The organism is Vibrio bathopelagicus, assembly GCF_014879975.1.
In the GTDB taxonomy this organism is placed as follows: Bacteria; Pseudomonadota; Gammaproteobacteria; order Enterobacterales; family Vibrionaceae; genus Vibrio; species Vibrio bathopelagicus.
In genome coordinates this window covers 1,666,893-1,689,972 of the sequence record NZ_CP062500.1, presented here as the reverse complement: position 1 = coordinate 1,689,972, position 23,080 = coordinate 1,666,893, and the positions used below count along the sequence as shown (strand labels likewise).

Genomic DNA, 23,080 nt, shown 5'->3' with positions numbered 1-23,080 from the left:
CTGGTTTTTGCGGTTTTCCGCGAGCATTAAGAAAATATTTTTACGTATTATAGAGAGATGCTTGGGAAAAACCACAGTAAGAGAATAATTTATGCCTTGTTCGCGTGCGAATTAAGCACCTTTTCCACTTCAGCCATAAAAAATGTCAATCCGTCTTCATCAATTTGAGAAAAACGACCAATATTTGGACTATCGATGTCAAGAACACCCACAACTTTACCATCGATAGAGAATGGAATAACGATTTCTGAGTTACTTGCAGCATCACAAGCGATGTGACCTTCGAACTCATGCACATCATGAATGCGCTGAACTGTATTCGTCGCAACCGCAGTTCCACAGACTCCACGCCCTACTGGAATTCGAACACACGCTGGCTGACCTTGGAAGGGACCAAGCACAAGCTCATCTTGTTGCATTTGCTTATCTTGCTTCATTAAGTAGAAACCAGCCCAGTTAAGTTCATCTAATTCCATGAACAATAGTGAGCTAATATTTGCAAGATTCGCAATTAGATCGGTTTCTGATTCAATTAATGCAACGGCTTGTTTGGTTAAGCGTTGGTAATGTTCTATTTTCATATTAACTTCCAATTAAATTGAGACTTCCATTATCAAGAGAACGCAGTAAAATGCGGCCATCAAACTAAATAGGACTTATTCTCATTACAATGAACAATTCAGAAGACACTATTAGCCGTTCTTGGTTGATAACTCAAGTAAAAAAACACAAGTCCAAATTACTGTTTGCTAACTTTGTTGCCATTATTGCAACCTTAATTAGCGTCCCTATCCCTCTGCTTATGCCACTCATGGTCGACGAAGTTTTGCTTGATAAGCCAGCTTCAGGGTTAGAGATGATGAATCACCTACTTCCAGTCTCGCTGCAAACGCCAACTGGCTATATTGCTCTTACTCTCTTGTTGGTTATCCTGATGCGATCTGCCAGCCAAGCGTTGAATATTCTACAAGGTCGTCAATTTACTTTGGTTTCCAAAACGATCACCTACCAAATGCGTAGCAAGATGATCGATAAACTTGGCCGCATTAGCATCCGACAGTACGAAACCAAAGGCAGCGGCGGTATTAATGCTCATCTAATTACAGACATAGAGACTATTGATAAGTTCATTGGCTCGACCCTTTCTAAATTTATCATCAGCTTCTTAACGGTGCTCGGTACCGCTATAGTCCTACTATGGTTAGAGTGGCGTTTAGGGCTGTTCATTCTACTGGTCAATCCTGTTGTTATTTATTTTTCTCGTAAGCTCGGTAGCCGTGTTAAACACCTCAAGAAATATGAGAACCAGTCTTTTGAGCGTTTTCAGAATCGCTTAGTTGAAACGTTAGATGGCATCTATCAACTTCGTGCAGCTAATAAAGAGCGCATCTTTCTTGATGAACTTAAAGTTCAAGCAAACCAAGTAAGAATCGATGCCGATAAATACGCATGGCAATCGGAAGCCGCGGGGCGAGTGTCCTTTTTATTATTTCTATTAGGTTTTGAACTGTTCCGTGCTGTTGCAATGTTGATGGTGTTATTTAGCGACTTAACCATTGGTCAGATTTTCGCGGTATTTGGTTACTTATGGTTTATGTTGGGCCCGGTTCAAGAATTGTTAGGCATTCAATTCTCTTGGTATAGCGCGAAGGCCGCACTGCAACGCATCAACGATCTTCTTCAGTTAGAAGAAGAGAAGCGCCCTATCAGCAAAGTGAACCCGTTTAATGAACATCAAGAAGTGACAGTTGACATAGAAGACGTTACATTCTCTTACACATTAGAAAACACTGTTTTAAATAGGCTATCCTTACACATACCTGCTGGAAAAAAGGTCGCTCTAGTCGGTGCCAGTGGTGGAGGTAAATCGACATTAATACAGTTGCTTATTGGGGTTTATCAAGCCGACTCTGGGTGTATTCGTTATAACGGTGAAACAACGGACGACATCAGTTTTGATATAATTCGTAATCAAATTGCCGTTGTTTTACAGCAACCTATACTTTTTAATGACACATTGAGGCATAATCTGACCCTCGGCGCCGAATACGATGAGATGTCGCTATGGCGTGCGCTTGAAGTGTCTCAGATGCAAGATGTGATTAAGCAGCTAAGTAACGGTTTGGATACTCAAATTGGTAGGAATGGCGTTCGACTGTCTGGTGGTCAACGACAACGACTGGCCATCGCCCGTATGGTGTTGAGCAATCCGAAGTTTGTTATTCTAGACGAAGCAACATCAGCACTTGATACAGCGACAGAGTCAGCTCTGCACAAAGCACTAAGCGAATTTTTGAAAGATCGCACAACTTTGATTGTGGCCCATCGATTATCAGCAGTGAAACAAGCTGATCTGATCTATGTTTTAGAAGATGGACAAGTCACACAGACGGGAACACATGGTGAATTGGTTGAACAACAAGGACTTTATCAAACACTCTATGGCAGTGTGCAATCGCACGCCTGATGTTTGTCGTTCTAGTAAGTTAAGTCATTTCTATGTTTTGACCAACGCTTCAACTAGGGAGGTCTTGTGACCTCCCCCTCTAATCCTGTCACCGCTGAGCCATTACCGAGCGATCAGCCATCATCCGAACAATCACAAGGTAAGCACTTGTGCGACAGCAGTTCTGTACGACTATGCCAAGGCTGTGAACTCCCAATAGACAAGATGGATATCCCACATGGGAAGTCAGCTTACTGCCCTAGATGCGGAACTCAGTTATACCGCGGAGGCACACCTAGCCTCTCTGGAAATCTAGCCATCGCAATCACTTGCTTATTGTTATTTATCCCTTCTCATTTCTTTGAATTCATCAGTATCCGCCTCATTGGCGTCATGATACCAGCCACACTGCCATCGGGTGTATTCACCTTAATGGGAGAAGGCTTCCCACTGCTTGGGTTACTCATTTTATTCTGCAGCTCTATCGCGCCGTTCCTTGTTTGTACTTCGGTACTGATCACACACGTATCATTACGCTTTAAAATTTTCACATCATTTCGTTACTCATTAGCGATTATCCAAACCTTAAAGCATTGGATGATGTTGGATGTTTTTTTGGTGAGTGTGGCCATCTCGTGTTTCAAACTACAAGACTATTCCGATATTTTTGTTGGCCCTGGTTTAATTGGATTGATTCTACTGCAGCTATTCAGCGTTCTACTGGTAAGCCGCATTAGTGTGCGACGTTACTGGGAAGCTTGGGCGAAAGAATCAGACTACTCTTTTGCAGAGAACAAAAATATTCACTGTCACAACTGCCACCTATCTCAGCCTGAAGGTGATGCTTGTGTACGTTGTCACCATGACTTATATCACCGCAAGCCCTACTCTATACAAAAGACTTGGGCACTGTTATTTGCGGCTTCCGTTGCCATAATACCAGCGAACGTGATTCCAATTTCAATCGTAATCACCAACGGGCAAAGGTTAGAAGACACTATCATTTCGGGTGTCGCTTCACTCATCAATACTGATATGTACGGCATCGCTGCGATTATTTTTATTGCAAGTATCGTGGTTCCAGTAGCCAAGATTCTCGGACTTACGTACATATTGCTTTGTATTCAAATGAAACGAGCACGCTATCACAGGCAAAGAATGACCATCTATTTCATTGTAAAATGGGTAGGTAAATGGTCGGTGATGGATCTCTTCGTTATTTCGATCATGATGACATTGGTCGACCGTGGACAAATTTTAAACTTTACACCAGGTTATGGTGCTGTGGCTTTCGGTGTCGTTGTTGTTATGACAATGCTGGCAGCAGAAAGCTTAGATCCTAGGCTAATTTGGGATAACCACACCTCTAAAGATGAGTCAGTGAATGAACAACAATAACCAATCACAAACGTCATATTCACCAGAAGTCAGAAAAAACAAAGGGATCTCACCTTTGTGGATTCTGCCGATTCTTACCGTAGCACTTGCTGGTTGGCTGGTTATGAAGTCAGTACATGATGCAGGGCAACGTGTGCAAATCTACTTCTCGGATGCCGCGGGGTTAGTCGCAGGACGAACCACGATTCGCTATCAAGGTTTAGAGGTGGGTATGGTTCGCGACATCACGTTGTCCAAAGACTTATCAAGCATTTATGTTGATGCCGACATCTACCCTGAGGCTCAAAAGCTTCTTTCGAAGGGAACGCGTTTCTGGCTAGTCAAACCAACGGCAAGCCTCTCTGGCATTTCGGGTTTAGACGCCCTTGTTTCCGGTAACTATATTGCGATTCACCCTAGTGAAACCAAAGAGAAACCAGAAACGGTGTTTCACGCCTTGGAATCGTCACCTTCTGACTTATTGGCTTCAGAAGGTCTCAATATATCGTTGACCACCAAAGATCTTGGCGGCGTATCTGTTGGTTCACAAATTGTTTACCGCAAGATCCCGATTGGTGAAGTTTATAACTATCAACTCAATGAAAATGCTAAGTCGGTAACTATTCAAGCAGCCATCAAAGACGAATACAGTCATATCATTACCGACCAAAGCCGTTTTTGGAATGTAAGCGGCTTAGGGGCGAGCATTGGCTTCTCAGGTGTTGACGTACGATTAGAGAGCTTAAGTGCCCTACTTGGCGGCTCGATTGCGGTTGACTCCCCGGGAGAAGGCCAGCCAGTTGAGATGAACACTGAATTCAAACTCTACCCCGATCTAAAGACCGCGGGTCGTGGTATCTCAATCAAGATCGCAGTGCCAGACGACAACAAGATCAGCGCAACCGGTGCGCCTATCATGTACCGAGGCATCGAAATTGGTCAGATTACCGATTTATCACTGAGCAAAGGCCGTGAAAACGTGGTGGCTTCTGCCGCTATCCAACCTGCATTCAGTGACTTTTTGAACAGTGGAAGTAAATTCGTTCTGGAAGAAGCGGAACTGTCGCTAACAGGTATGAAGAACATTGCTAACTTGGTAACAGGTAACTTCCTGACATTAGTACCTGGTGAAGGTGAAAAATCTCGTCGGTTTACCGCTATTCGCAAGAACGAGTTCAGTCAGGAGCAAGAAAAGTCTGTTGCGATTCGTCTAACCTCTAGCAATTCATTTGGTTTGGATGTCGGAACCCAATTGCTTTACAAAGGCATAGCGGTTGGTTCAATCATTGATGTTGGGTTAGTTGAAAGTGTTGGAACCGGTAGCGACAAGCATGAAGTATTCATGGATGCGCTGATCGACAACCAATATGCACACCTTATCAAAAGTAATAACCGCTTCTTCGTTACAGGCAGCGCGACTGCAGAGCTTACAGAGTCAGGCTTAAGCGTTACAGTACCGCCAGCCAAACAGCTGTTGAGTGGTTCTATTAGCTTTGTGAGTGAAGGCAACAGTAAGTCTCGCTCTAACTATCAATTATTCCAAAGTAAGTCATTAGCAGAGATCGCCAAGTTCAATCAAACCGGCTCTAAAAAGATGTCATTGTTTGCCAGTGAACTGCCTTCTATCTCGAAAGGAAGCCCTCTGCTCTACCGCAACCTTCAAGTCGGCAGTATTTCTAACTTTCAGCTAGCGGATGGTGGCGTAAGAATAGAAGTAACGATCGAAAACCGTTACACACACTTGATCAACAAACACACGGTTTTTTGGAATCGTTCAGGAGTTGAAGTCGATGCCTCTTTATCAGGTATCAGCATTAAAGCTGCTCCGGTTAAAACGCTGATTCAAGGTGGTATAGCCTTTGATTCACTACCAGGAATCGACAACAAGCTTGGTAACGTTTGGAAGCTATACGCCGATTCGAAATCTGCGAGAAAGTTTGGCCGCGCGATTACCATCACCTCTTCTGGCGACCAAGAAGTCAGCAAAGGCATGGCGATCAAATATCAGGGTGTCACGGTTGGTGAAGTGACTCTCGTGATTCCGAACTTTGACAAAGGTGGGATCGAAATTACCGCTCGCGTTTTACCGGAATACGTTGAGAAAATTGCAGTCGCAAACAGCCACTTTTGGTTAGCAGAACCGGAGATCGGCCTAAACGGTATCAAAAACGTATCGGCACTGCTCTCTAAACACATCAATGTTGAACCAGGAAAAGGCGACAAAACCACGGCATTTAAGCTTAGCCAAGGCCCAGTTAAACCTGAAGGCAAAGTGTTTACGTTGCAGAGTGAAACAAGAGGTTCCGTATCTGAAGGCACACCGATTCTATTCAGAGAGCTAGAGATTGGCTCTGTGATTGACGTGAAACTGGGTGAATTTGCAGACCGTATTATCTCAACCATTCAGATCAAACCTGAATACGCCTATCTGATTCGCTCAAACAGCGTTTTTTGGAATGTGTCTGGGGTTGATGTCTCTATCGGTTTGTCGGGTGCAAATATCAAGGCCGGTACAGTAGATAGCTTGTTAAGAGGCGGGATTACTTTCTCTACGCCACCAACGAATGAACTCCAACCGTTGGCAGAAGAAGACCAATCTTTCTATTTATATCCTCAAGCCGAAGATGAATGGAAATCTTGGAGAACCGCCATACCTCGCCCTTAGTGAACTAAGTTTCCACACTGAAAACACACATGATTTAACTTAAAATGCAGCCAAACGGCTGCATTTTTATTGTTTAAAGCAAATTTGGTTTAGGACAATCTCATTTTGCTTTAAACTGCGCGCATTAACGCTATAAATCGAGATACCCTTTTGCACGCTAACGTATATATCCCAGAAGAATTCCTGACTCATATTGAAGGCATCATGCCAAGCCATCTAGATATGGCTTCGTTTGTCGCTTCTTGTCAAAAGCCACTTCGTAAAAGTATTCGAGTGAACACACTGAAGATCAGTGTTGATGACTTCCTCGTACGCGCGAAAGACAAAGGTTGGGAACTGGAACCAGTACCTTGGTGTGAAACGGGTTTTTGGATCACTACAGATGAAAGTGAAGCGCCTTTAGGCAATACAGCGGAGCACATGTCTGGCCTATTCTACATTCAAGAAGCCAGCTCTATGATGCCACCGTCAGCTCTATTCCAAAGTGAAGAGAATTATCAAGCCGTGTTAGACACCGCTGCTGCGCCAGGGTCGAAAACGACTCAAATAGCGGCCTTAATGGATAACCGTGGCGTACTGGTTGCTAATGAATACGCAGCAAGCCGAGTGAAAGTCCTTCACGCTAACATAGAGCGCTGTGGCGTGCGTAATGCAGCACTGAGTAACTTTGATGGCAGAGTCTTCGGCGGTTGGCTGCCAGAGCAATTCGATGCCGTACTGTTAGACGCACCCTGCTCTGGCGAAGGTACAATTCGTAAAGACGCTGACGCGATGAAAAACTGGACGTATCAGTCTGTGGTCGATATTGCTGACACTCAAAAAGATCTGATTGAAAGTGCTTTTCACGCTCTCAAACCTAACGGCGTGCTGGTTTACTCAACGTGTACGCTAAGTACCGAAGAGAACCAACAAGTGTGTCACCATCTAAAAGAGACCTTTGGTGATGCAGTTGAGTTCGAATCTTTAGAAAACTTGTTCGACAATGCAAAAGCGACGACGACCGAGGAAGGCTTTCTTCACATCTTCCCGCAGGTTTATGACTCGGAAGGTTTCTTCGTTGCACGTATCCGTAAACTCGCTTCTGTGACACCACCAGAAGTGAAAAAACGTTTGGGTAAATTCCCATTTGAAAAAGCCAATAAGAAAGCGCAACAAGAAGTCGCTGAACAACTTCTAAGCGCACTAGATATCGAATTACCAAGTGACACTCAGGTATGGATTCGAGACAAAGACGTTTGGCTATTCCCTGAAGCACTAGAGCCGATGATTGGCGAGTTCCGTTTCTCTCGTATGGGCATTAAGATCGCTGAGACTCATAAAAAAGGCTACCGCTGGCAGCATCAGGTAGCGACAACACTCGCGACGGGCAACGAAGCCAACGTTGTAGAGCTTAACATTGAAGACGCGCGTGAGTGGTTCATGGGACGAGATGTTCGCCCAGAAGGCTTGTCAGGTAAAGGCGAAGTGCTGGTTAAATACAACGGCGCGATCATTGGCCTTGGTAAGTGGGTTGGCAACCGAGTGAAGAACGGTTTACCGCGAGAACTAGTACGTGATAAGAACCTGTTCTAATTGTGCTTATGCTTAACTGCTTAAAACATGCGAATAAACAAAAAGCCCAAACAACGAAAATTGTTTGGGCTTTTTCTATTCATATCAGATAACTCAGTGCGATTAAAAATAATGTCGAATCAACACTTAATTACATAAATATCAATTCAAGTCACTATTTGCGTTATAGAAAATCGCATGTGGCGAAATTTAAACTAGACTTCAGTCTATCAGACAAAGAATTACAACGATTAGTGTAGGCTCTTCGGAGCCCTTTCCCCTAAGCCCAAACAGGAAGGTTTGGGCTTTTTTTTGACCGAGAGGATCGCTTATTCAGCTAAGCGAATGCCTTCTTTATCAATAGAGATTTTACCTGACTTGTACAGACCACCGATGGTCTTTTTGAACGTACCTTTACTGGTTCTGAATGCCGTGAAAATCGCTTCAGGTGAAGACTTGTCGTTCAGTGGTAAAAAGCCGCCTTTCTTCTCAAGCAGATCTAGAATCTTAGTGCTCAAGTCATCCATCTTCGCAACACCGACTTTTTGAAGAGACAAGTCAATCTTACCGTCTTCTTCACGAATGTTTTTGATGTAGCCTTTGAGTGATTTACCAATGAATAGCTTACCAATAATGTCTGATGGGAAAATCATTCCCCAGTGTTCGCCATTAACGATCGCTTTGTAACCCAACTGGCTGCGCTCTGCGATGATAAGATCAACTTGTTCGTTTTGCTTATAAGTCGCTGGAGTGTTGTCTAACCATTTGTTGAACTTAGTTGTACCAACAATACGGCTCGATGCTTTATCGATATACACATATACTAAGATTGACTGGCCTTCGTTCAAACGGCCACGCTGCTCGCTGAAAGGAACCAGAAGATCTTTGCCTTTCACACCCCAGCTCATGAATGCACCGGTGCTGTTTACACCTTCAACCGTCATCAAGCCAAACTGGCCTACTTGAGCGATAGGTTTTTCAGTGGTTGCAGCGATCTGGTTGTCAGAATCAATGTATAAGAAAACATCTAGCTTTTGACCAATTTCAACACCTTCAGGAGTAAATCGTTTCGGCAGCAACACGGTTCCATAATCGCTAGCGTCAAGGAATACACCGAAGTCTGCTTGTTTTACTACTTCTAAGTTGTTTATTTGACCAATATTAATCATCAAGGTTGTCTCTACTTTAAATTTGGCGGAGATTATACGTGATCTCTGATATGCTTTCGCTAGTTTCATTCATATTTTTATATTCTAGGAGACATCGTTGATCACCGTTGATAAACAAGATGCGATAACACTTAAAATTAACCATGCGATGGCTAAGACAAAAAAGCTCGACATGGACGTTTATCTATTCATTCCCGGTGAACTCGGACTGACGCCTGAAGTCCTTTCTGAAAGCGCATTTTTCTACAGCTCAATTACTCAGAAACGCGCTTACTACAGTGATAAAACACTGCTACCTCTGGTACACAGCCGTTTAGCAAAACGTGGTCGACTCTCCATCACGCAATATCGTGTCAGTTTGAGTTTGTTCGCTTATCAATATGTTATCGCGTTAGACAAAGCCGTAAGCAGCTTGAATAAAAATGAGAGTGACAATGTCACGGCAGATGAAGTTGATGAAGTCATCGAGCTGGCTCTCGATATATTAAAGAAACTGCGCCGAAGTATTCCTTATGAAGAAAACCTTAAACGTTACTATGCCAATATAGATAACTACCTATCTTGGTACACAGAACAAAAGTTTTTATCACTGGTCTCACACATGCCACGCGGCAGTGAGTATTCAACCATCAAAGAACGCCTATTAACGCTTTGTGATAAAGAAACCGCCCACCGCAAGCTTAATCGATATAACTCGGCCAAGGTTCGAGAAGATGTCACTCGTTTGAGCAACAAAATGCGATTGCTGCGTCGTTTGATTGAGCACCCTATCGTCCTCAAAGAAAAGACGACATCAATGGGTAAGAACGTGAAGCGAGCCGTTAAAGGCATTGCAACGGGCTTGGTTATGGTGGTGGTTACCACGACCGTCATATTGGCTCGTGACTTCCTAGGAGAGATTACCGCGTCTTTCATCGTGTCCATGTCATTCATCTACGCTTTGCGTGAAATCTTCAAGGATGATTTAAGGGATATACTTTGGCGCTGGCTCCGCAAAGGAAAACCAAAGTGGAAGCGTCGCTACTTTGACCCGACAACGAATAAATCAGTCGGTCACAAACTTGAATGGTTGGATTACGCCAATTTCTCTAAGTTAGCGGACAAAATTCAGTTGATTCGTAAAAAACGAGTTGTTCAGCGCGAAGAACAAATTTTGCATTATCGCTCTCAAACCGAAATGTCGACATCGACATTTATGAGTGGTTACGAAGAGACGCGTGAAACATTGTCCGTCAGTCTAAGAGCTCTCACTCGTTTGATGGATAAGGGTTCAAACAACGTATATCGACTAAATGAAGGTCAAGTAAGTCGTGAGTCGGTAGAAAAACGACACCTGCTGAACTTGATCATCAAAGAGAACAATCATGATAACGAACCGACTTATTACCGTTGGAAAATCGTAATGAACCGTTCAAAAATCGTTGATATTGAGCAGATCACTCAAGAGTCATAGTACTTACGGTATGTGGATATAGAATCCATATACCGCTCTTTCATTCCTTAACCGTTTCTTACTGCTTCCACAAAGCTTTTAGCTATTTTCTAGAAGGCACTTTTTTAATAGAAAGCGTTAGCGTGAATTCAGCCATCGGTTCATCACCATGTAGAGATGGACAAGTCGCGATAATCGTTACAGGTTGATTTACACGCTCTCCAGTCGACATAGTTTCAGCCAACATGGTATTGATTAGCTCTCCATCGTTACACGTAAAATGCACATCTCCCTCAGGGCGCTTCAAAAAATTGCCCGTCACCTCTTTAAATGCCAGCGAGATTTTTTCACCTTGTTGCTGCGACTTACTCATTGCAAGAAAGCCACCTGCGACATCAGCACCAACGGCCAACACACCAAAATACATACTATTAAGGTGATTCTTCGTTCGCCTTTTAAGAGGAATTTTCACTTCAACATGTTGGTTGTCCAGTGCGAGCAGCTTTGGGCGACACAACCAGATCAATGGCACTTTGAAAAAGCCAAACATGCTCAAATAGAAATTTGCTTTTTGTAGAGGGGTCAACATTTGGATTACCTAATCAAATCAGTCATCAGACCAGTTAATCCGTTAGCGATAGAGATGTCAAAAAAATGTTACAAAAAAGAGATATCACGTCTCCATGATATCTCTTCATTTTCAAACTCTTGCAACAAGGGAAGATTAAGCCGTAATAACGGTATCAACACCTTCCAGATCCGCAATATAACCCTGGAGCCTTGGGTAATCGACCAAACCTTGAGTCACGATTAGCACAGGCTTCTTCGCGTGTTGAGTTGCTTTTACGATGTTAGAAATCAACGTAATCACAGCTTCATTCTGTGGATCAAACGCATGTTGCTGAGCTTCATTCTGCTTATCAACACCCAACGCAAATTGAGTCAGACTATCAACATTCACCGCCGCACCGTCAAAGTAATGCAGAAGTCGTTCACTAAGTAGAACCGCAGAAGGGACATCACACGAGAAGAGCACTTTTAGGCCATTTAAGCCGCGTGGTAAACCTTGCTCAGCTAGCAGATCAATGATTTTCGCGGCATCACTCAGAGCTCGAACATAAGGAACAACGATTTCAACGTTGATGCCTTGTTCACGCAGAGTTTTAATCACCTGACACTCTAGCGCAAAAGCCTTGCTGTATTCAGGTGTCGCATAACGCGCTACGCCCCGTACACCCAGTGCCGGGTTTACTTCTTCAACTTCGCAGTTGCCGCCAAGTAAAGAGCGGAACCCATAGCTGTCGGCACTGCTCAATGCAACACGAACCGAATTATGGTTTGGTTGAACTGCGGCTTGAATAGCAACAACTAAGGTTGAAACAAAATGTTCATCAACACTTTTATCACCAAGAATAGCGTCTAAAGAGGTTTTCTCAATATCAGACAGCGTATCTAAGTGGCTTTCAATACTTGGATGATAGAACACACGATCCATGACCAATTCAGACAGGGAAACGTACAAGTGGTTGGAATTATTATTATCGTTATAAGAAGGCAGCACATCACCTAAAACAAGTTCTGGGTGCAAAGTGCTTTGATTTTCTTGAGTCATTGCTGCTCCAGCATTTTTATGTTGTGTTCAAACGAAAATACCGATAGCTGCCTGTTAATACAAGTGAAAATCCCTTATTTGACGCTGGCCTGCTGATAAAAATTAGAATATTAGCAATAACAGAGATAACTTTGACTCAAGAGAGTTTATTCCTCTGTTCAATTCCGTTATCTTAACCACTTCGCAATAGAATAAAAAAGCTATCACATGCCATTAAAAACTGATGAGTTGAGAACCCAAGCTCTGGGTCCTATGCCAACTCCTGCCGAACTAGGCAATGCACACCCTATTACTGACGACGTTGCTGAGCGCATTAAAAATTCTCGCCGCCAAATCGAAGATATCTTAACTGGTCGTGATAACCGCCTATTAGTTATCGTAGGTCCTTGCTCTGTTCACGATACAGATGCGGCACTTGATTACGCTGAGCGTCTAAGTCAGATTCAAGACCAGTACAAAGATGAACTGTTCGTTGTAATGAGAACCTACTTCGAGAAACCTCGCACAGTTGTAGGCTGGAAGGGTTTGATTACCGATCCTAACCTTGATGGTTCATACGCACTTGAAACAGGCTTGAACAAAGCTCGTAAGCTTCTGCTAGATATCAACAAGCTTGGCCTAGCTACCGCGACTGAATTCCTTGATATGATCACAGGTCAGTACATTGCGGACCTTATCACTTGGGGCGCGATCGGCGCTCGTACAACTGAATCTCAGATTCACCGTGAAATGGCTTCTGCATTGTCTTGCCCAGTTGGCTTCAAGAACGCAACTAACGGCAACATCAAAATTGCTATTGATGCAATTCGTGCTGCGCATGCTTCACATTACTTCTACTCGCCAGATAAGAACGGCCGTATGACGGTTTACCGTACTTCTGGTAACCCATACGGTCACGTAATTCTACGTGGTGGTGATAAAGGCCCGAATTTCGATGCTGAATCTGTAGATAACGCATGTAAGCAACTGGCTGAATTCGATCTACCTCAACGTTTAGTTGTAGACTTTAGCCACGCAAACTGCCAAAAGCAGCATCGTAAGCAGTTAGAAGTGGCACAAAACATATGTGACCAGATCAAATCTAACAAGAACCAAATTGCAGGCATCATGGCAGAAAGCTTCATTAAAGAAGGTAACCAGCCAATGACGGATATCAATAACCTAGAATACGGTAAGTCAATCACTGACCCTTGCCTAAGCTGGGAAGATACTGCAACCATGCTAGACATGCTTGCAACTGCAATTAAAGATAGAAATTTAGCTTAAGGAACGAACACAATGCCATCATTTGACATTATCTCTGAAGTAGAAGCAGTAGAACTACGTAACGCTGTAGACAACGCAAACCGTGAGCTATCGACTCGTTTCGATTTTCGCGGCGTTGAAGCTAGCTTCGATTACAAAGACGAATCAGTAAAACTGACAGCGCAAGATGACTTCCAACTAAAGCAGATGCGCGACATTCTTCGTAGCAACTTAACGAAGCGCAACGTTGATCCTAACGCGATGGAAGCGAAAGCAGCAGATCAAACAGGTCGCACTTGGCACCAAACGGTTATCTTTAAGCAAGGTATCGAAACCGATGTTGCGAAGAAAATCGTTAAGCTAATTAAAGACAACAAAGTGAAAGTTCAAGCTTCTATCCAAGGCGACAAAGTTCGCGTAACAGGTAAAAAGCGTGATGACCTACAAGCTGTTATGGCTCTAGTTCGTAGCGGTGAACTTGGTCAACCTTTCCAATTTGACAATTTCCGTGACTAATTCGCTCTAGAACTACAAGCCGTCAATGATGGATGTGTTTGTAGAGTTGGTTGGGTTGAATTAACACTTTGAATTTCAAATACTAAAAAGCCTCTGCTTCAATAAAGCAGAGGCTTTTTTATATCTTTGGTGCTACCGCAAGTCGTAAATTAGCTTACAAGAACCAACCTAAACATGCCGCAGTTAACTGACACATACTTTATTAGCTTATGACCTTTGCTGTAGACAGTTTCAAATCACGGCCGACTAAAAGATTGAACTCAACGCTTGCTGGTGGAATAAACACGCACACGCGTAAGTTCTCTGCCCTTGCCTTCTCAAGCTTTGTCGATAACTCGCCACTATCGCTAAAACTTTCTCTCTCAGCGTCTCTGCGGCACAAATCAATGTAATCAAATGGGCACTCTTTTGGCGATAGTACGAGTTCTGCTTCTTGCATCAAGCGCAGCGCCTTCATTGAGAGAAGTTCTACATCTTGCTCGAATTCAATCCAAGTCACTTGCCCTTTATTATCGACAGGTTCCGCCAAAGATTGCTGATAATAAGTTTCCAGTTGCTCGCGTTCCGTTACTTGATTGATAAAACTGGAAGACAAAAAGCGCTCCCAGAATTTGCGGCGTTCATCAACAGTAGGAAAAGACTCTTTAATCGAATTGCGTTTTGATGCACCAAAGTCTGCGATCAAACCAATATTCTGAGGTAACACGGTTTCGAGTTTTTCTCTAATATTTCTCACCAAAACAGGTGATGCACCGCCACTTGAGATCGCAATTTGGATTCTTCCGCGATTTATCATTGAGGGAGTGATGAAGTCACAATAGGGTAAGTCGTCGACCACATTGACAAGAATACCCATTTTTTTTGCATCATTATGTACTTGATGATTTAGGTTTGGGTTGTCTGTGGTTGCCCACACTTGTAAGTAGTTTTTCGAGATAAGTTGTGAAGAGTAAAAGTTTTGAACCCAATGGACTTTATTATCATCAACAAGCTGCTTTAAGTAAGGCTCTACCTTGGGAGACACTAAAGTGACGTTCGCCCCCTCTTAACAAGCTATCTACTTTTCGGCAAGCAACCTCGCCCCCGCCCACCACTAAGATCGGCTTATTTTCTACATCTAAAAACATTGGGAAATAACGCATGTTCTTCCTTGAGATGACTTCAATAACTATTCAGCCATGCTACCAAATTTGGAGCATATTAATAACTCTCCAAGTGCAATAAAAATATTTATTCACCAAATTTCAATCTTTCTGAAGTTTAATGTTTCATCATTGTGATGTTGATTCAGAATATTTACCTAGTCAATTGTCAATATAAAAATCTAAATCTCGTTGCACCAACAGTGTGAAGCGCTGCACTATTTACATTAACTTAACATTTGGTCATTCTAATTGTGTTCGGATTTGTGATTTCATTCAAAATTCTTTTTAAATTATACATTTGTGAAAATGCAGATCCTTTCCTAACCTTATAAACAGTTGTTTAAATCGCACACAGTTTCATTTGCATAATGCAACCAGTTTGATTTGAGTAACAAGGTCATAGAAAACGCGACACATATAGAAAAACTCAAATGAGCACGAGTATCAGGTGTCACCTGGTTAACAAGGAAGGATACAAATGACAAATAAACTAACACTTCTTGCTTCAGTAGTAGCTGCATCAACTGCAATGATGGCAACATCAGCGTCAGCGGCAGAAAGCACTCTGGACAAAGTCACATCTCAAGGCTTTTTAACTTGTGGTGTAAGTACAGGTCTTCCAGGGTTCTCTAACCCTAACTCAAAAGGTGAATGGGAAGGAATCGATGTTGAGTATTGTCAAGCTCTTGCAGCGGCTGTACTCGGTGACAAGACTAAAGTTAAGTATGTACCTTTAACTGCGAAAGAGCGTTTCACTGCCCTTCAATCGGGTGAAATCGATGTACTATCTCGTAACACAACATGGACACTACATCGTGACACAGCTCTAGGTCTGAACTTCGTAGGTGTTAACTACTACGATGGCCAAGGCTTCATGGTTAAGAAAGAACTTGGCCTTACAAGTGCTCAAGAACTTGATGGCGCTTCAGTATGTGTGCAATCAGGTACAACGACTGAACTTAACCTAGCTGATTACTTCCGTAACAGTGGTATGTCTTACAAACCAGTAGTATTTGATACTGCAGCACAAACGTCTAAAGGTTTTGATGCCGGTCGTTGTGATGTTCTTACAACAGACCAATCTGGCCTATATGCACTTCGCTTGAACCTAGCCGATCCTAAATCTGCGCAAGTACTTCCTGAAATCATCTCTAAAGAGCCACTAGGTCCTGTTGTTCGTCAAGATGATGACAAATGGTTCAACGTAGCTAAATGGACGCTTTCAGCGATGATTAACGCGGAAGAGTACGGTATCTCTTCTAAGAACGCTGATGAAATGCTTAAGTCAAAAGATCCAAACATCAAGCGTATTCTTGGCGTTGACGGTCCTAAAGGTAAAGGCCTAGGTATTCGTGACGATTGGGGTTACCAAGTAATTAAACAAGTTGGTAACTACGGTGAGAGCTTCGAACGTACTGTTGGTACAGGTTCACCACTACAGATCTCTCGTGGCGTAAACGCACTATGGAATGCGGGCGGCTTTATGTACGCTCCACCTATCCGTTAATAAATTTCCAAGCATCAATTAGGGCGGACTTTTCCGCCCTATTTATTAAATGGATTTGAGGTTATAGCAGTATGAAACCTAATGAAACTATTTCTCCAGCTCAGGCAAAGCCACAGCCCAAAAGTGCCAACCTTTTTTACAACCCCACTTTTCGCTCAGTTATTTTCCAAATTCTCGCTGTCGGAGCACTCTGTGCTTTCTTTTACACGATTGTAAATAATGCACTCACTAACTTAGACTCCCGTGGTATCGCCACTGGTTTTGATTTTCTCTCCCAAGAAGCTGGTTTTGGTATCGGCTTAACTCTCATTGAATACGACGAAACGTTCTCATACGGTCGTACTTTCTTTATTGGTCTTCTCAATACCGCTTTAGTTTCTGTGCTAGGCATCATGTTGGCCACAGTACTCGGATTCAGTATGGGTATTGCTAGGCTTTCTTCAAACTGGCTAGTGAGCCGATTTGCGGCTGTCTACATAGAAATATTCCGAAATATCCCTCTTCTTCTACAAATATTTTTTTGGTATTTCGCCGTTCTACAAGCATTGCCTTCCGCTCGTCAAAGTATGAGCCTTGGTGAAGCTATTTTCTTGAATGTACGTGGTCTGTACTTCCCGGCTCCTGTCATGGAGCAAGGCAGCAGCATTGTTATCGCATCACTAATTGCCGGTATCATCGCTACGTTTGTTATCAACATCTGGGCTAACAACAAGCAGAAATTAACTGGTCAGCAAACACCGATGGTACGTATCGCTGCAGCATTAATTGTCGGTTTACCACTGGTCACTTACTTTGTAATGGGCATGCCTATCTCTGCTGAATACCCTGTTTTAAAAGGGTTTAACTTCAAAGGTGGTATTAGCATCATTCCTGAACTTGCCGCATTGATGCTTGCTTTAAGTATCTACACAGCTGCATTCATCGCTGAGATTGTGCGTTCAGGTATTAATGCTGTAAACCATGGACAAACCGAGGCTGCGATGTCTCTGGGTATCCCAAGAGCAAGAACACTTAAGCTCGTGATTATTCCACAAGCATTAAGAATTATTATCCCACCATTAACGAGTCAGTATCTAAACCTGACCAAAAACTCATCACTTGCGATGGCCATTGGTTATCCCGATCTTGTCTCTGTATTTGCAGGAACAACATTGAACCAAACTGGACAAGCTATCGAAGTAATCGCGATGACAATGGGCGTTTACCTGACTCTAAGCCTATTAACATCCGCTCTAATGAACATATACAACCGCAAAGTAGCGTTGGTGGAGAGATAAGATGAGTACACATCAATTTCAACCTGATCTTCCGCCTCCAGCGAATACCGTTGGGCCTGTCGGTTGGTTACGAAAAAATCTATTTAATGGACCAGTTAACAGTGTCGTCACTGTGGTGCTTGCTTATTTCGCTTTCACTTTATTGTGGGCAATAGCAGATTGGGCATTCATTAATGCTGATTGGATAGGAACAACACGAGATGCTTGTACAAGTGATGGTGCTTGTTGGGTGTTTATTAGCGTGCGTTGGGATCAATTCATGTATGGCTTCTACCCTGAAGCTGAACTGTGGCGCCCACGATTATTCTATATCACGCTAGCGATATTCGTTGCTTTACTGGCATACGAAAGAACACCAAAGCGTACTTGGATTTGGTTATTTTTTGTAAACATCTACCCTTTCTTGATCGCTGGCCTTCTTTACGGCGGTATCTTCGGACTTGAAGTCGTCGATACACATAAATGGGGAGGATTGCTAGTTACACTGATCATCGCACTTGTGGGTATTGTGGTATCACTGCCTATTGGTGTCGCACTCGCACTGGGTCGACGTTCAGAGATGCCAATCATCCGCAGTATGTGTACCGTTTACATCGAAATTTGGCGTGGTGTACCGTTGATTACGGTTCTTTTCATGGCCTCGGTAATGCTTCCCCTCTTTCTATCAGAAGGGACAGAAACCGATAAGCTGATCAGAGCGCTTGTTGGGGTTGTACTATTCAGTGCAGCTTACATGGCAGAAGTAATCCGTGGTGGTTTACAAGCAATACCAAAAGGTCAATACGAAGCGGCTGACGCCCTAGGGTTAAGCTATTGGAAAAAGACGGGGCTTATCATTCTTCCTCAAGCTCTAAAAATCACAATCCCTTCAATTGTGAACACCTTTATTGGTTTGTTCAAAGATACCAGTCTTGTTTTGATTATCGGTATGTTTGATGTACTAGGGATTGGCCAAGCCGCGAATACCGACCCTGAATGGCTTGGTTTCTCCACAGAAAGTTATGTATTTGTCGCGTTAGTGTTCTGGGTGTTTTGTTTTGGCATGTCGAGATACTCGATTTGGCTAGAAAACAAACTTCACACCGGTCACAAACGATAATTAACAAGATCAAGGACGTATTATGACGCAGCAAACAGAAAACAACTCTCAAGGTCTTATGATCGAGTTAAAAGACATGAACAAGTGGTACGGTGAGTTCCACGTTCTTAAAAACATCAACCTGGAAGTAAAAAAAGGTGAGAAGATCGTTATTTGTGGCCCTTCAGGTTCAGGAAAATCAACGATGATTCGTTGTATCAACCGCCTAGAAGAGCACCAAAAAGGCCATATCTTTGTATCTGGTAATGAGCTAACGGAAGACCTGAAAAACATTGAAGCCGTTCGCCGCGATGTCGGTATGTGTTTCCAGCACTTCAACTTGTTCCCCCACCTAACGGTATTGGAAAACTGCACCCTAGCACCAATCTGGGTAAAGAAGATGCCAAAAGAAGAAGCCGAAGCCATCGCAATGAAATTCCTCGAGCGTGTAAAAATACCAGAGCAAGCGGATAAATTCCCAGGCCAACTGTCTGGTGGGCAACAGCAACGTGTGGCTATTGCTCGTTCTTTATGTATGAACCCTCAAGTCATGCTGTTTGATGAGCCTACATCAGCACTCGACCCTGAGATGGTACGTGAGGTGCTCGATGTAATGGTCGAACTAGCAGAAGAAGGTATGACGATGTTGTGTGTAACGCACGAGATGGGCTTTGCTAAAGAAGTTGCCGACCGCGTTATCTTTATGGATGCAGGTGAGATTATCGAAGAAAACAACCCCGTCGATTTCTTCGAGAACCCACAATCGGATCGAACTCAGAACTTCTTGAGTCAAATCTTGCACCATTAATGTGATACTATACTGATATAGACAGGGGCGGCTTCGGTCGCCTCTTCGTTATTAAAGCTTCTTAAAATTGTAACCGTGAAACAATAGCAACAATTTGTTACATCTTGAGAAACACTTAAACGACTATTTTGATTATTATTTTAAGTATACAGATGGAATGAAAGACTTGATTTTTCGAACTTTCGGCCCCATAAATGTACTAATAACTATTGAAGTCACCTTACGAGGAAGATTATGAACAGCCCTATGTTTTCACGCACAGCAACTCAAGAGAATGCTCTGCAAACCAATAAAGTGTTGCGTAACACATACGCACTACTGTCTATGACACTACTTTGGTCTGCTGTTGTAGCAGGCGTATCTATGGCGATGAACCTTCCTCGTCCTGGTCTTATTATCATGCTGGTTGGTTTTTACGGCCTACTATTCCTAACAGAAAAGAACCGTGACAACGGCATGGGTCTTGTATTTACGTTCCTATTTACAGGTTTCCTAGGCTACACGATTGGTCCAATCTTAAACATGTACGTTGGCGCAGGCATGGGTGATGTCATCCTAACTGCACTTGGCGGCACTGCACTTGCATTTATGGCAGCATCAGCTTACGCACTAACAACTAAACGCGACCTTTCATTCCTTAACGGTATGTTAATGGCTGGTTTCGTTGTGCTGCTAGTCGGTATGGTTGCAAACATCTTCCTACAGATGCCTCTACTATCATTGGCAATGAGCGGTATGTTTATCCTGTTCTCGACTGGTGTTATCTTGCTAACAACGCAAAGCATCATCCGTGGCGGTGAAACGAACTACATCTCAGCAACTATTAGCTTGTATGTTTCGATCTACAACATCTTCATCAGCCTACTAAGTATCTTAGGCATTATGAACAGCAACGACTAATCATAGTTCGTTAAAAATTGAGCCCAAGAGCCTATCTCTTGGGCTTTTTTGTATCTATAGAAGCAATATTCCTAGAGATAACGACAATATTTCTTGAGAAAGGTAAACGTGGTCATGTACCCTATTTACTGAGTTAAACTGATTCTGGACTAAACATGTTTGAATACAACGGCAAACAAATTGAAACCGACGCTCAAGGCTACCTATTGGACTACACACAATGGGAAGAAGGTATGATTGAAATTCTGGCTCAAGACGAAGCGATTGAACTGACTGATGCACACTTAGAAGTCGTACATTTTGTAAGAAGCTTTTACGAAGAATTCAAGACCTCTCCAGCCGTTCGCATGCTCGTTAAAGCAATGGAAAAAGCCCACGGCCCTGAAAAAGGTAACAGTAAATACCTGTTTAAATTATTCAAGAAAGGCCCAGCTAAACAAGCAACAAAGTTAGCGGGTTTACCTAAGCCAGCGAAATGTTTATAAACTATCTCCACTAACAAGAGCTACCTGTAAATACTGTAGCAATAGCGCTACAGTATTTTAAACTCTCCAACAGAAATAGTCCGCTTATCCGCCTCACTAATTCGATGCTTAACAACCTGGTCTACTGTGGCACTAGACGGCCCTAATTGTAACCAAGCATATAACTTCTCTATCTGCTCCAAATCCCCAACCGCTAATACTTCAACACGACCATCGTTTAAATTTTTTGCATAGCCCGAAATCAACAAGGCTTGTGCTTGCCTGCTTGTGTGATAACGAAATCCAACACATTGAACTCGGCCTGATACGACAAATATACATTGTGAATTTTTCATAACGTTGCCTCATAAATTATATGAATGATATAGTTGAGACTCTATTCATTCACCGTTTGGCGGTGGCATTACTTCGAGTATAACGATTATGAAAGAAATCCCATTTCGTTGGATTGACAAATATCTCATTCACCTAAAAATCCAAGAAAAGTTCTATCTACTCTTCTTATTACCTCTTCTCGCCCTGGTTATTTTAACGCTTGTTTTAGATAGTGCTGCGGACTCTTTACTGGCTCACCTTTATCAAGAAGAAATGCTCTTGATGAAAGGGCTTATCGAAGCAGGCCAACTCACTAAGGATCAAGTCGCTCAACTTGTTAGTAATTCAGACACTATCTCCTTAGGTTATGGTGTTGGCTCAGTTTCGGTCATGAACGGTGCATTCAGCTTAATCGCCAACCACGATCAAAACCTTTGGTCAGCGCTCTCAGCGACTCAAGTTTCAATCATTGCCGTTACTCTATCTCTGATCGCGCTGGGCGTTTATTACATCATGACGTTCATTGGCGGTGCTATGTTCTCTATGAACAAAGCATTAAGCACGTTAGCGAATGGTGATCTCACATGTCGTATGAACTATTTCCTCGTTCGTGATGAATTCAGTGAAATCGCAATTACTATTGATAAAGTAGCAGAACGTGAACAAAACATGGTGTTATCGATTCAAGAGTCTGTCGCACTCATGCAGCAAATCAGTTCTGACTTAAATCAATCGACACAACAAAGCTCAGACATCTCAGGTAATCAACAAGAACACCTGAATAGCTTGGCAAGTGCAACGGAACAAATGGCAGCGACGATCCGTGAAGTCGCAACGCTTGCTCATGAGTCTAGCTCTCAAACAATGGACGCTCGTGGTGTAGCGCAAAGCGGACAATTGAAGGTTTCTAATACTCTAGAGTCTATCTCTAACTTATCTCAAGAGATCCAATCAGCTTCACAAGCGGTGGAAGAGCTTGATGCCAACGCTGCACAAATCGATGAAGTGGTGGCGACCATTAATGGTATTTCAGAGCAGACCAACCTATTAGCACTCAACGCAGCTATCGAAGCTGCTCGAGCTGGTGAACAAGGTCGTGGTTTTGCTGTTGTTGCTGATGAGGTACGCGCTCTTGCGGGACGCACGCAACAAGCTACTGTTGAAATTCAAAGCATGATTGAATCATTACAACGTAACAGCCAATCGCTTACCAAACTGATGGAAGTGACTGTTAACAACGCGAATGAAGGTCAAACGTTGATGTCGGAAGTGAACGTTGAGATCGGTTCGTTAGCAGAGAAGAATCAATCCATATCTGACAGCAGTACCCAAATCGCGACCGCCTCTGAAGAGCAAGGTGTGGTTGCTGATAATATTGCACAGAGCGTTGCAGAAATTCGTCATCAATCAGACAGTATTTGTGAAATGATAAATAAGAGTAATTCCAATGTCGATCAGCTGCGCAAGCAGAGCGACACCATGGAAGGCTTACTAACAGGCCTGAAAGCTTAAGCATTAAGATCTGAACATTAAAATATCGATACTTGGGCTG

General features: G+C 43.0%; 19 protein-coding genes and 1 pseudogene. 14 read left to right on the top strand and 6 right to left on the bottom strand.

The window, feature by feature from the left end:
* Positions 1-89 precede the first annotated feature (89 nt).
* Complete coding sequence (locus tag IHV80_RS07360; protein ID WP_065104250.1) at positions 90-581, bottom strand: GAF domain-containing protein; 492 nt, start codon at positions 579-581, stop codon at positions 90-92.
* An 89-nt stretch (positions 582-670) separates the two neighbouring features.
* Here IHV80_RS07360 and IHV80_RS07355 point away from each other — a divergent pair, with 89 nt between their 5' ends.
* The 4 genes from IHV80_RS07355 to rsmF all read left to right on the top strand — a co-directional run bounded on the left by IHV80_RS07355 (position 671) and on the right by rsmF (position 8,060).
* Positions 671-2,467 (top strand): ABC transporter ATP-binding protein, encoded by a 1,797-nt coding sequence (locus tag IHV80_RS07355; protein WP_192890617.1) that lies wholly within the window; start codon positions 671-673, stop codon positions 2,465-2,467.
* Positions 2,468-2,533: 66 nt separating this feature from the next.
* Positions 2,534-3,844, top strand: coding sequence for a PqiA/YebS family transporter subunit (locus tag IHV80_RS07350; RefSeq protein ID WP_192890616.1), 1,311 nt, complete (start codon positions 2,534-2,536; stop codon positions 3,842-3,844).
* Positions 3,831-6,488, top strand: a complete 2,658-nt coding sequence (locus IHV80_RS07345) for an MlaD family protein (protein WP_192890615.1) — start codon at positions 3,831-3,833, stop codon at positions 6,486-6,488. The genes IHV80_RS07350 and IHV80_RS07345 overlap by 14 nt, the downstream gene beginning before the upstream one ends.
* Positions 6,489-6,638: 150 nt before the next feature.
* Entirely contained in the window at positions 6,639-8,060 is a 1,422-nt protein-coding gene (gene rsmF / locus IHV80_RS07340; RefSeq protein ID WP_192890614.1) for a 16S rRNA (cytosine(1407)-C(5))-methyltransferase RsmF, read from the top strand.
* Positions 8,061-8,368: 308 nt separating this feature from the next.
* Here the strand turns inward: rsmF and IHV80_RS07335 are convergent, their stop codons facing one another.
* Positions 8,369-9,277 carry a CvfB family protein gene (locus tag IHV80_RS07335; RefSeq protein WP_192890613.1) on the bottom strand — a complete coding sequence of 303 codons (909 nt, stop codon included), beginning with the start codon at positions 9,275-9,277 and terminating at the stop codon, positions 8,369-8,371.
* A gap of 28 nt (positions 9,278-9,305) precedes the next feature.
* Between IHV80_RS07335 and IHV80_RS07330 the strand changes: the two genes are divergently transcribed.
* Complete coding sequence (locus tag IHV80_RS07330) at positions 9,306-10,661, top strand: hypothetical protein (RefSeq protein WP_192890612.1); 1,356 nt, start codon at positions 9,306-9,308, stop codon at positions 10,659-10,661.
* A gap of 82 nt (positions 10,662-10,743) precedes the next feature.
* Here IHV80_RS07330 and IHV80_RS07325 read toward each other — a convergent pair whose 3' ends face one another.
* The gene (locus tag IHV80_RS07325; protein WP_017082222.1) at positions 10,744-11,229 is read right to left on the bottom strand and encodes a PaaI family thioesterase; all 486 of its coding nucleotides are present in this window, start codon (positions 11,227-11,229) and stop codon (positions 10,744-10,746) included.
* A gap of 135 nt (positions 11,230-11,364) precedes the next feature.
* Positions 11,365-12,252, bottom strand: coding sequence for a putative PEP-binding protein (locus IHV80_RS07320; protein ID WP_192890611.1), 888 nt, complete (start codon positions 12,250-12,252; stop codon positions 11,365-11,367).
* A 207-nt stretch (positions 12,253-12,459) separates the two neighbouring features.
* On the opposite strand from IHV80_RS07320, the gene IHV80_RS07315 reads away from it, so the two are divergent.
* Positions 12,460-13,518 (top strand): 3-deoxy-7-phosphoheptulonate synthase, encoded by a 1,059-nt coding sequence (locus IHV80_RS07315; protein WP_192890610.1) that lies wholly within the window; start codon positions 12,460-12,462, stop codon positions 13,516-13,518.
* Positions 13,519-13,530: 12 nt separating this feature from the next.
* A complete protein-coding gene (locus IHV80_RS07310) occupies positions 13,531-14,013 on the top strand; it encodes a YajQ family cyclic di-GMP-binding protein (RefSeq protein ID WP_004733632.1) in 483 nt (160 codons plus the stop codon).
* Between the two features lie 202 nt (positions 14,014-14,215).
* Here IHV80_RS07310 and IHV80_RS07305 read toward each other — a convergent pair.
* Positions 14,216-15,155 (bottom strand): annotated as a pseudogene (locus IHV80_RS07305) (NAD(P)-dependent oxidoreductase).
* Positions 15,156-15,636: 481 nt separating this feature from the next.
* Between IHV80_RS07305 and IHV80_RS07300 the strand changes: the two are divergent.
* The 6 genes from IHV80_RS07300 to IHV80_RS07275 all read left to right on the top strand — a co-directional run bounded on the left by IHV80_RS07300 (position 15,637) and on the right by IHV80_RS07275 (position 21,213).
* A complete protein-coding gene (locus IHV80_RS07300) occupies positions 15,637-16,665 on the top strand; it encodes an amino acid ABC transporter substrate-binding protein (RefSeq protein WP_004733634.1) in 1,029 nt (342 codons plus the stop codon).
* A gap of 71 nt (positions 16,666-16,736) precedes the next feature.
* Entirely contained in the window at positions 16,737-17,942 is a 1,206-nt protein-coding gene (locus IHV80_RS07295) for an amino acid ABC transporter permease (RefSeq protein WP_102437562.1), read from the top strand.
* A gap of 1 nt (position 17,943) precedes the next feature.
* Positions 17,944-19,041 carry an amino acid ABC transporter permease gene (locus IHV80_RS07290; RefSeq protein ID WP_065104242.1) on the top strand — a complete coding sequence of 366 codons (1,098 nt, stop codon included), beginning with the start codon at positions 17,944-17,946 and terminating at the stop codon, positions 19,039-19,041.
* Between the two features lie 22 nt (positions 19,042-19,063).
* Positions 19,064-19,828 carry an amino acid ABC transporter ATP-binding protein gene (locus IHV80_RS07285; RefSeq protein ID WP_009846639.1) on the top strand — a complete coding sequence of 255 codons (765 nt, stop codon included), beginning with the start codon at positions 19,064-19,066 and terminating at the stop codon, positions 19,826-19,828.
* Between the two features lie 234 nt (positions 19,829-20,062).
* The gene (locus IHV80_RS07280; protein ID WP_017110713.1) at positions 20,063-20,728 is read left to right on the top strand and encodes a Bax inhibitor-1/YccA family protein; all 666 of its coding nucleotides are present in this window, start codon (positions 20,063-20,065) and stop codon (positions 20,726-20,728) included.
* 155 nt (positions 20,729-20,883) lie between these two features.
* Entirely contained in the window at positions 20,884-21,213 is a 330-nt protein-coding gene (locus IHV80_RS07275; protein ID WP_004733621.1) for a TusE/DsrC/DsvC family sulfur relay protein, read from the top strand.
* 47 nt (positions 21,214-21,260) lie between these two features.
* On the opposite strand, the gene yccX is transcribed toward IHV80_RS07275, so the two are convergent.
* Positions 21,261-21,548, bottom strand: a complete 288-nt coding sequence (yccX, locus tag IHV80_RS07270; protein ID WP_192890609.1) for an acylphosphatase — start codon at positions 21,546-21,548, stop codon at positions 21,261-21,263.
* An 88-nt stretch (positions 21,549-21,636) separates the two neighbouring features.
* Here yccX and IHV80_RS07265 point away from each other — a divergent pair, with 88 nt between their 5' ends.
* Positions 21,637-23,040 carry a methyl-accepting chemotaxis protein gene (locus IHV80_RS07265; protein WP_192890608.1) on the top strand — a complete coding sequence of 468 codons (1,404 nt, stop codon included), beginning with the start codon at positions 21,637-21,639 and terminating at the stop codon, positions 23,038-23,040.
* The last annotated feature ends 40 nt before the right edge of the window (positions 23,041-23,080 follow it).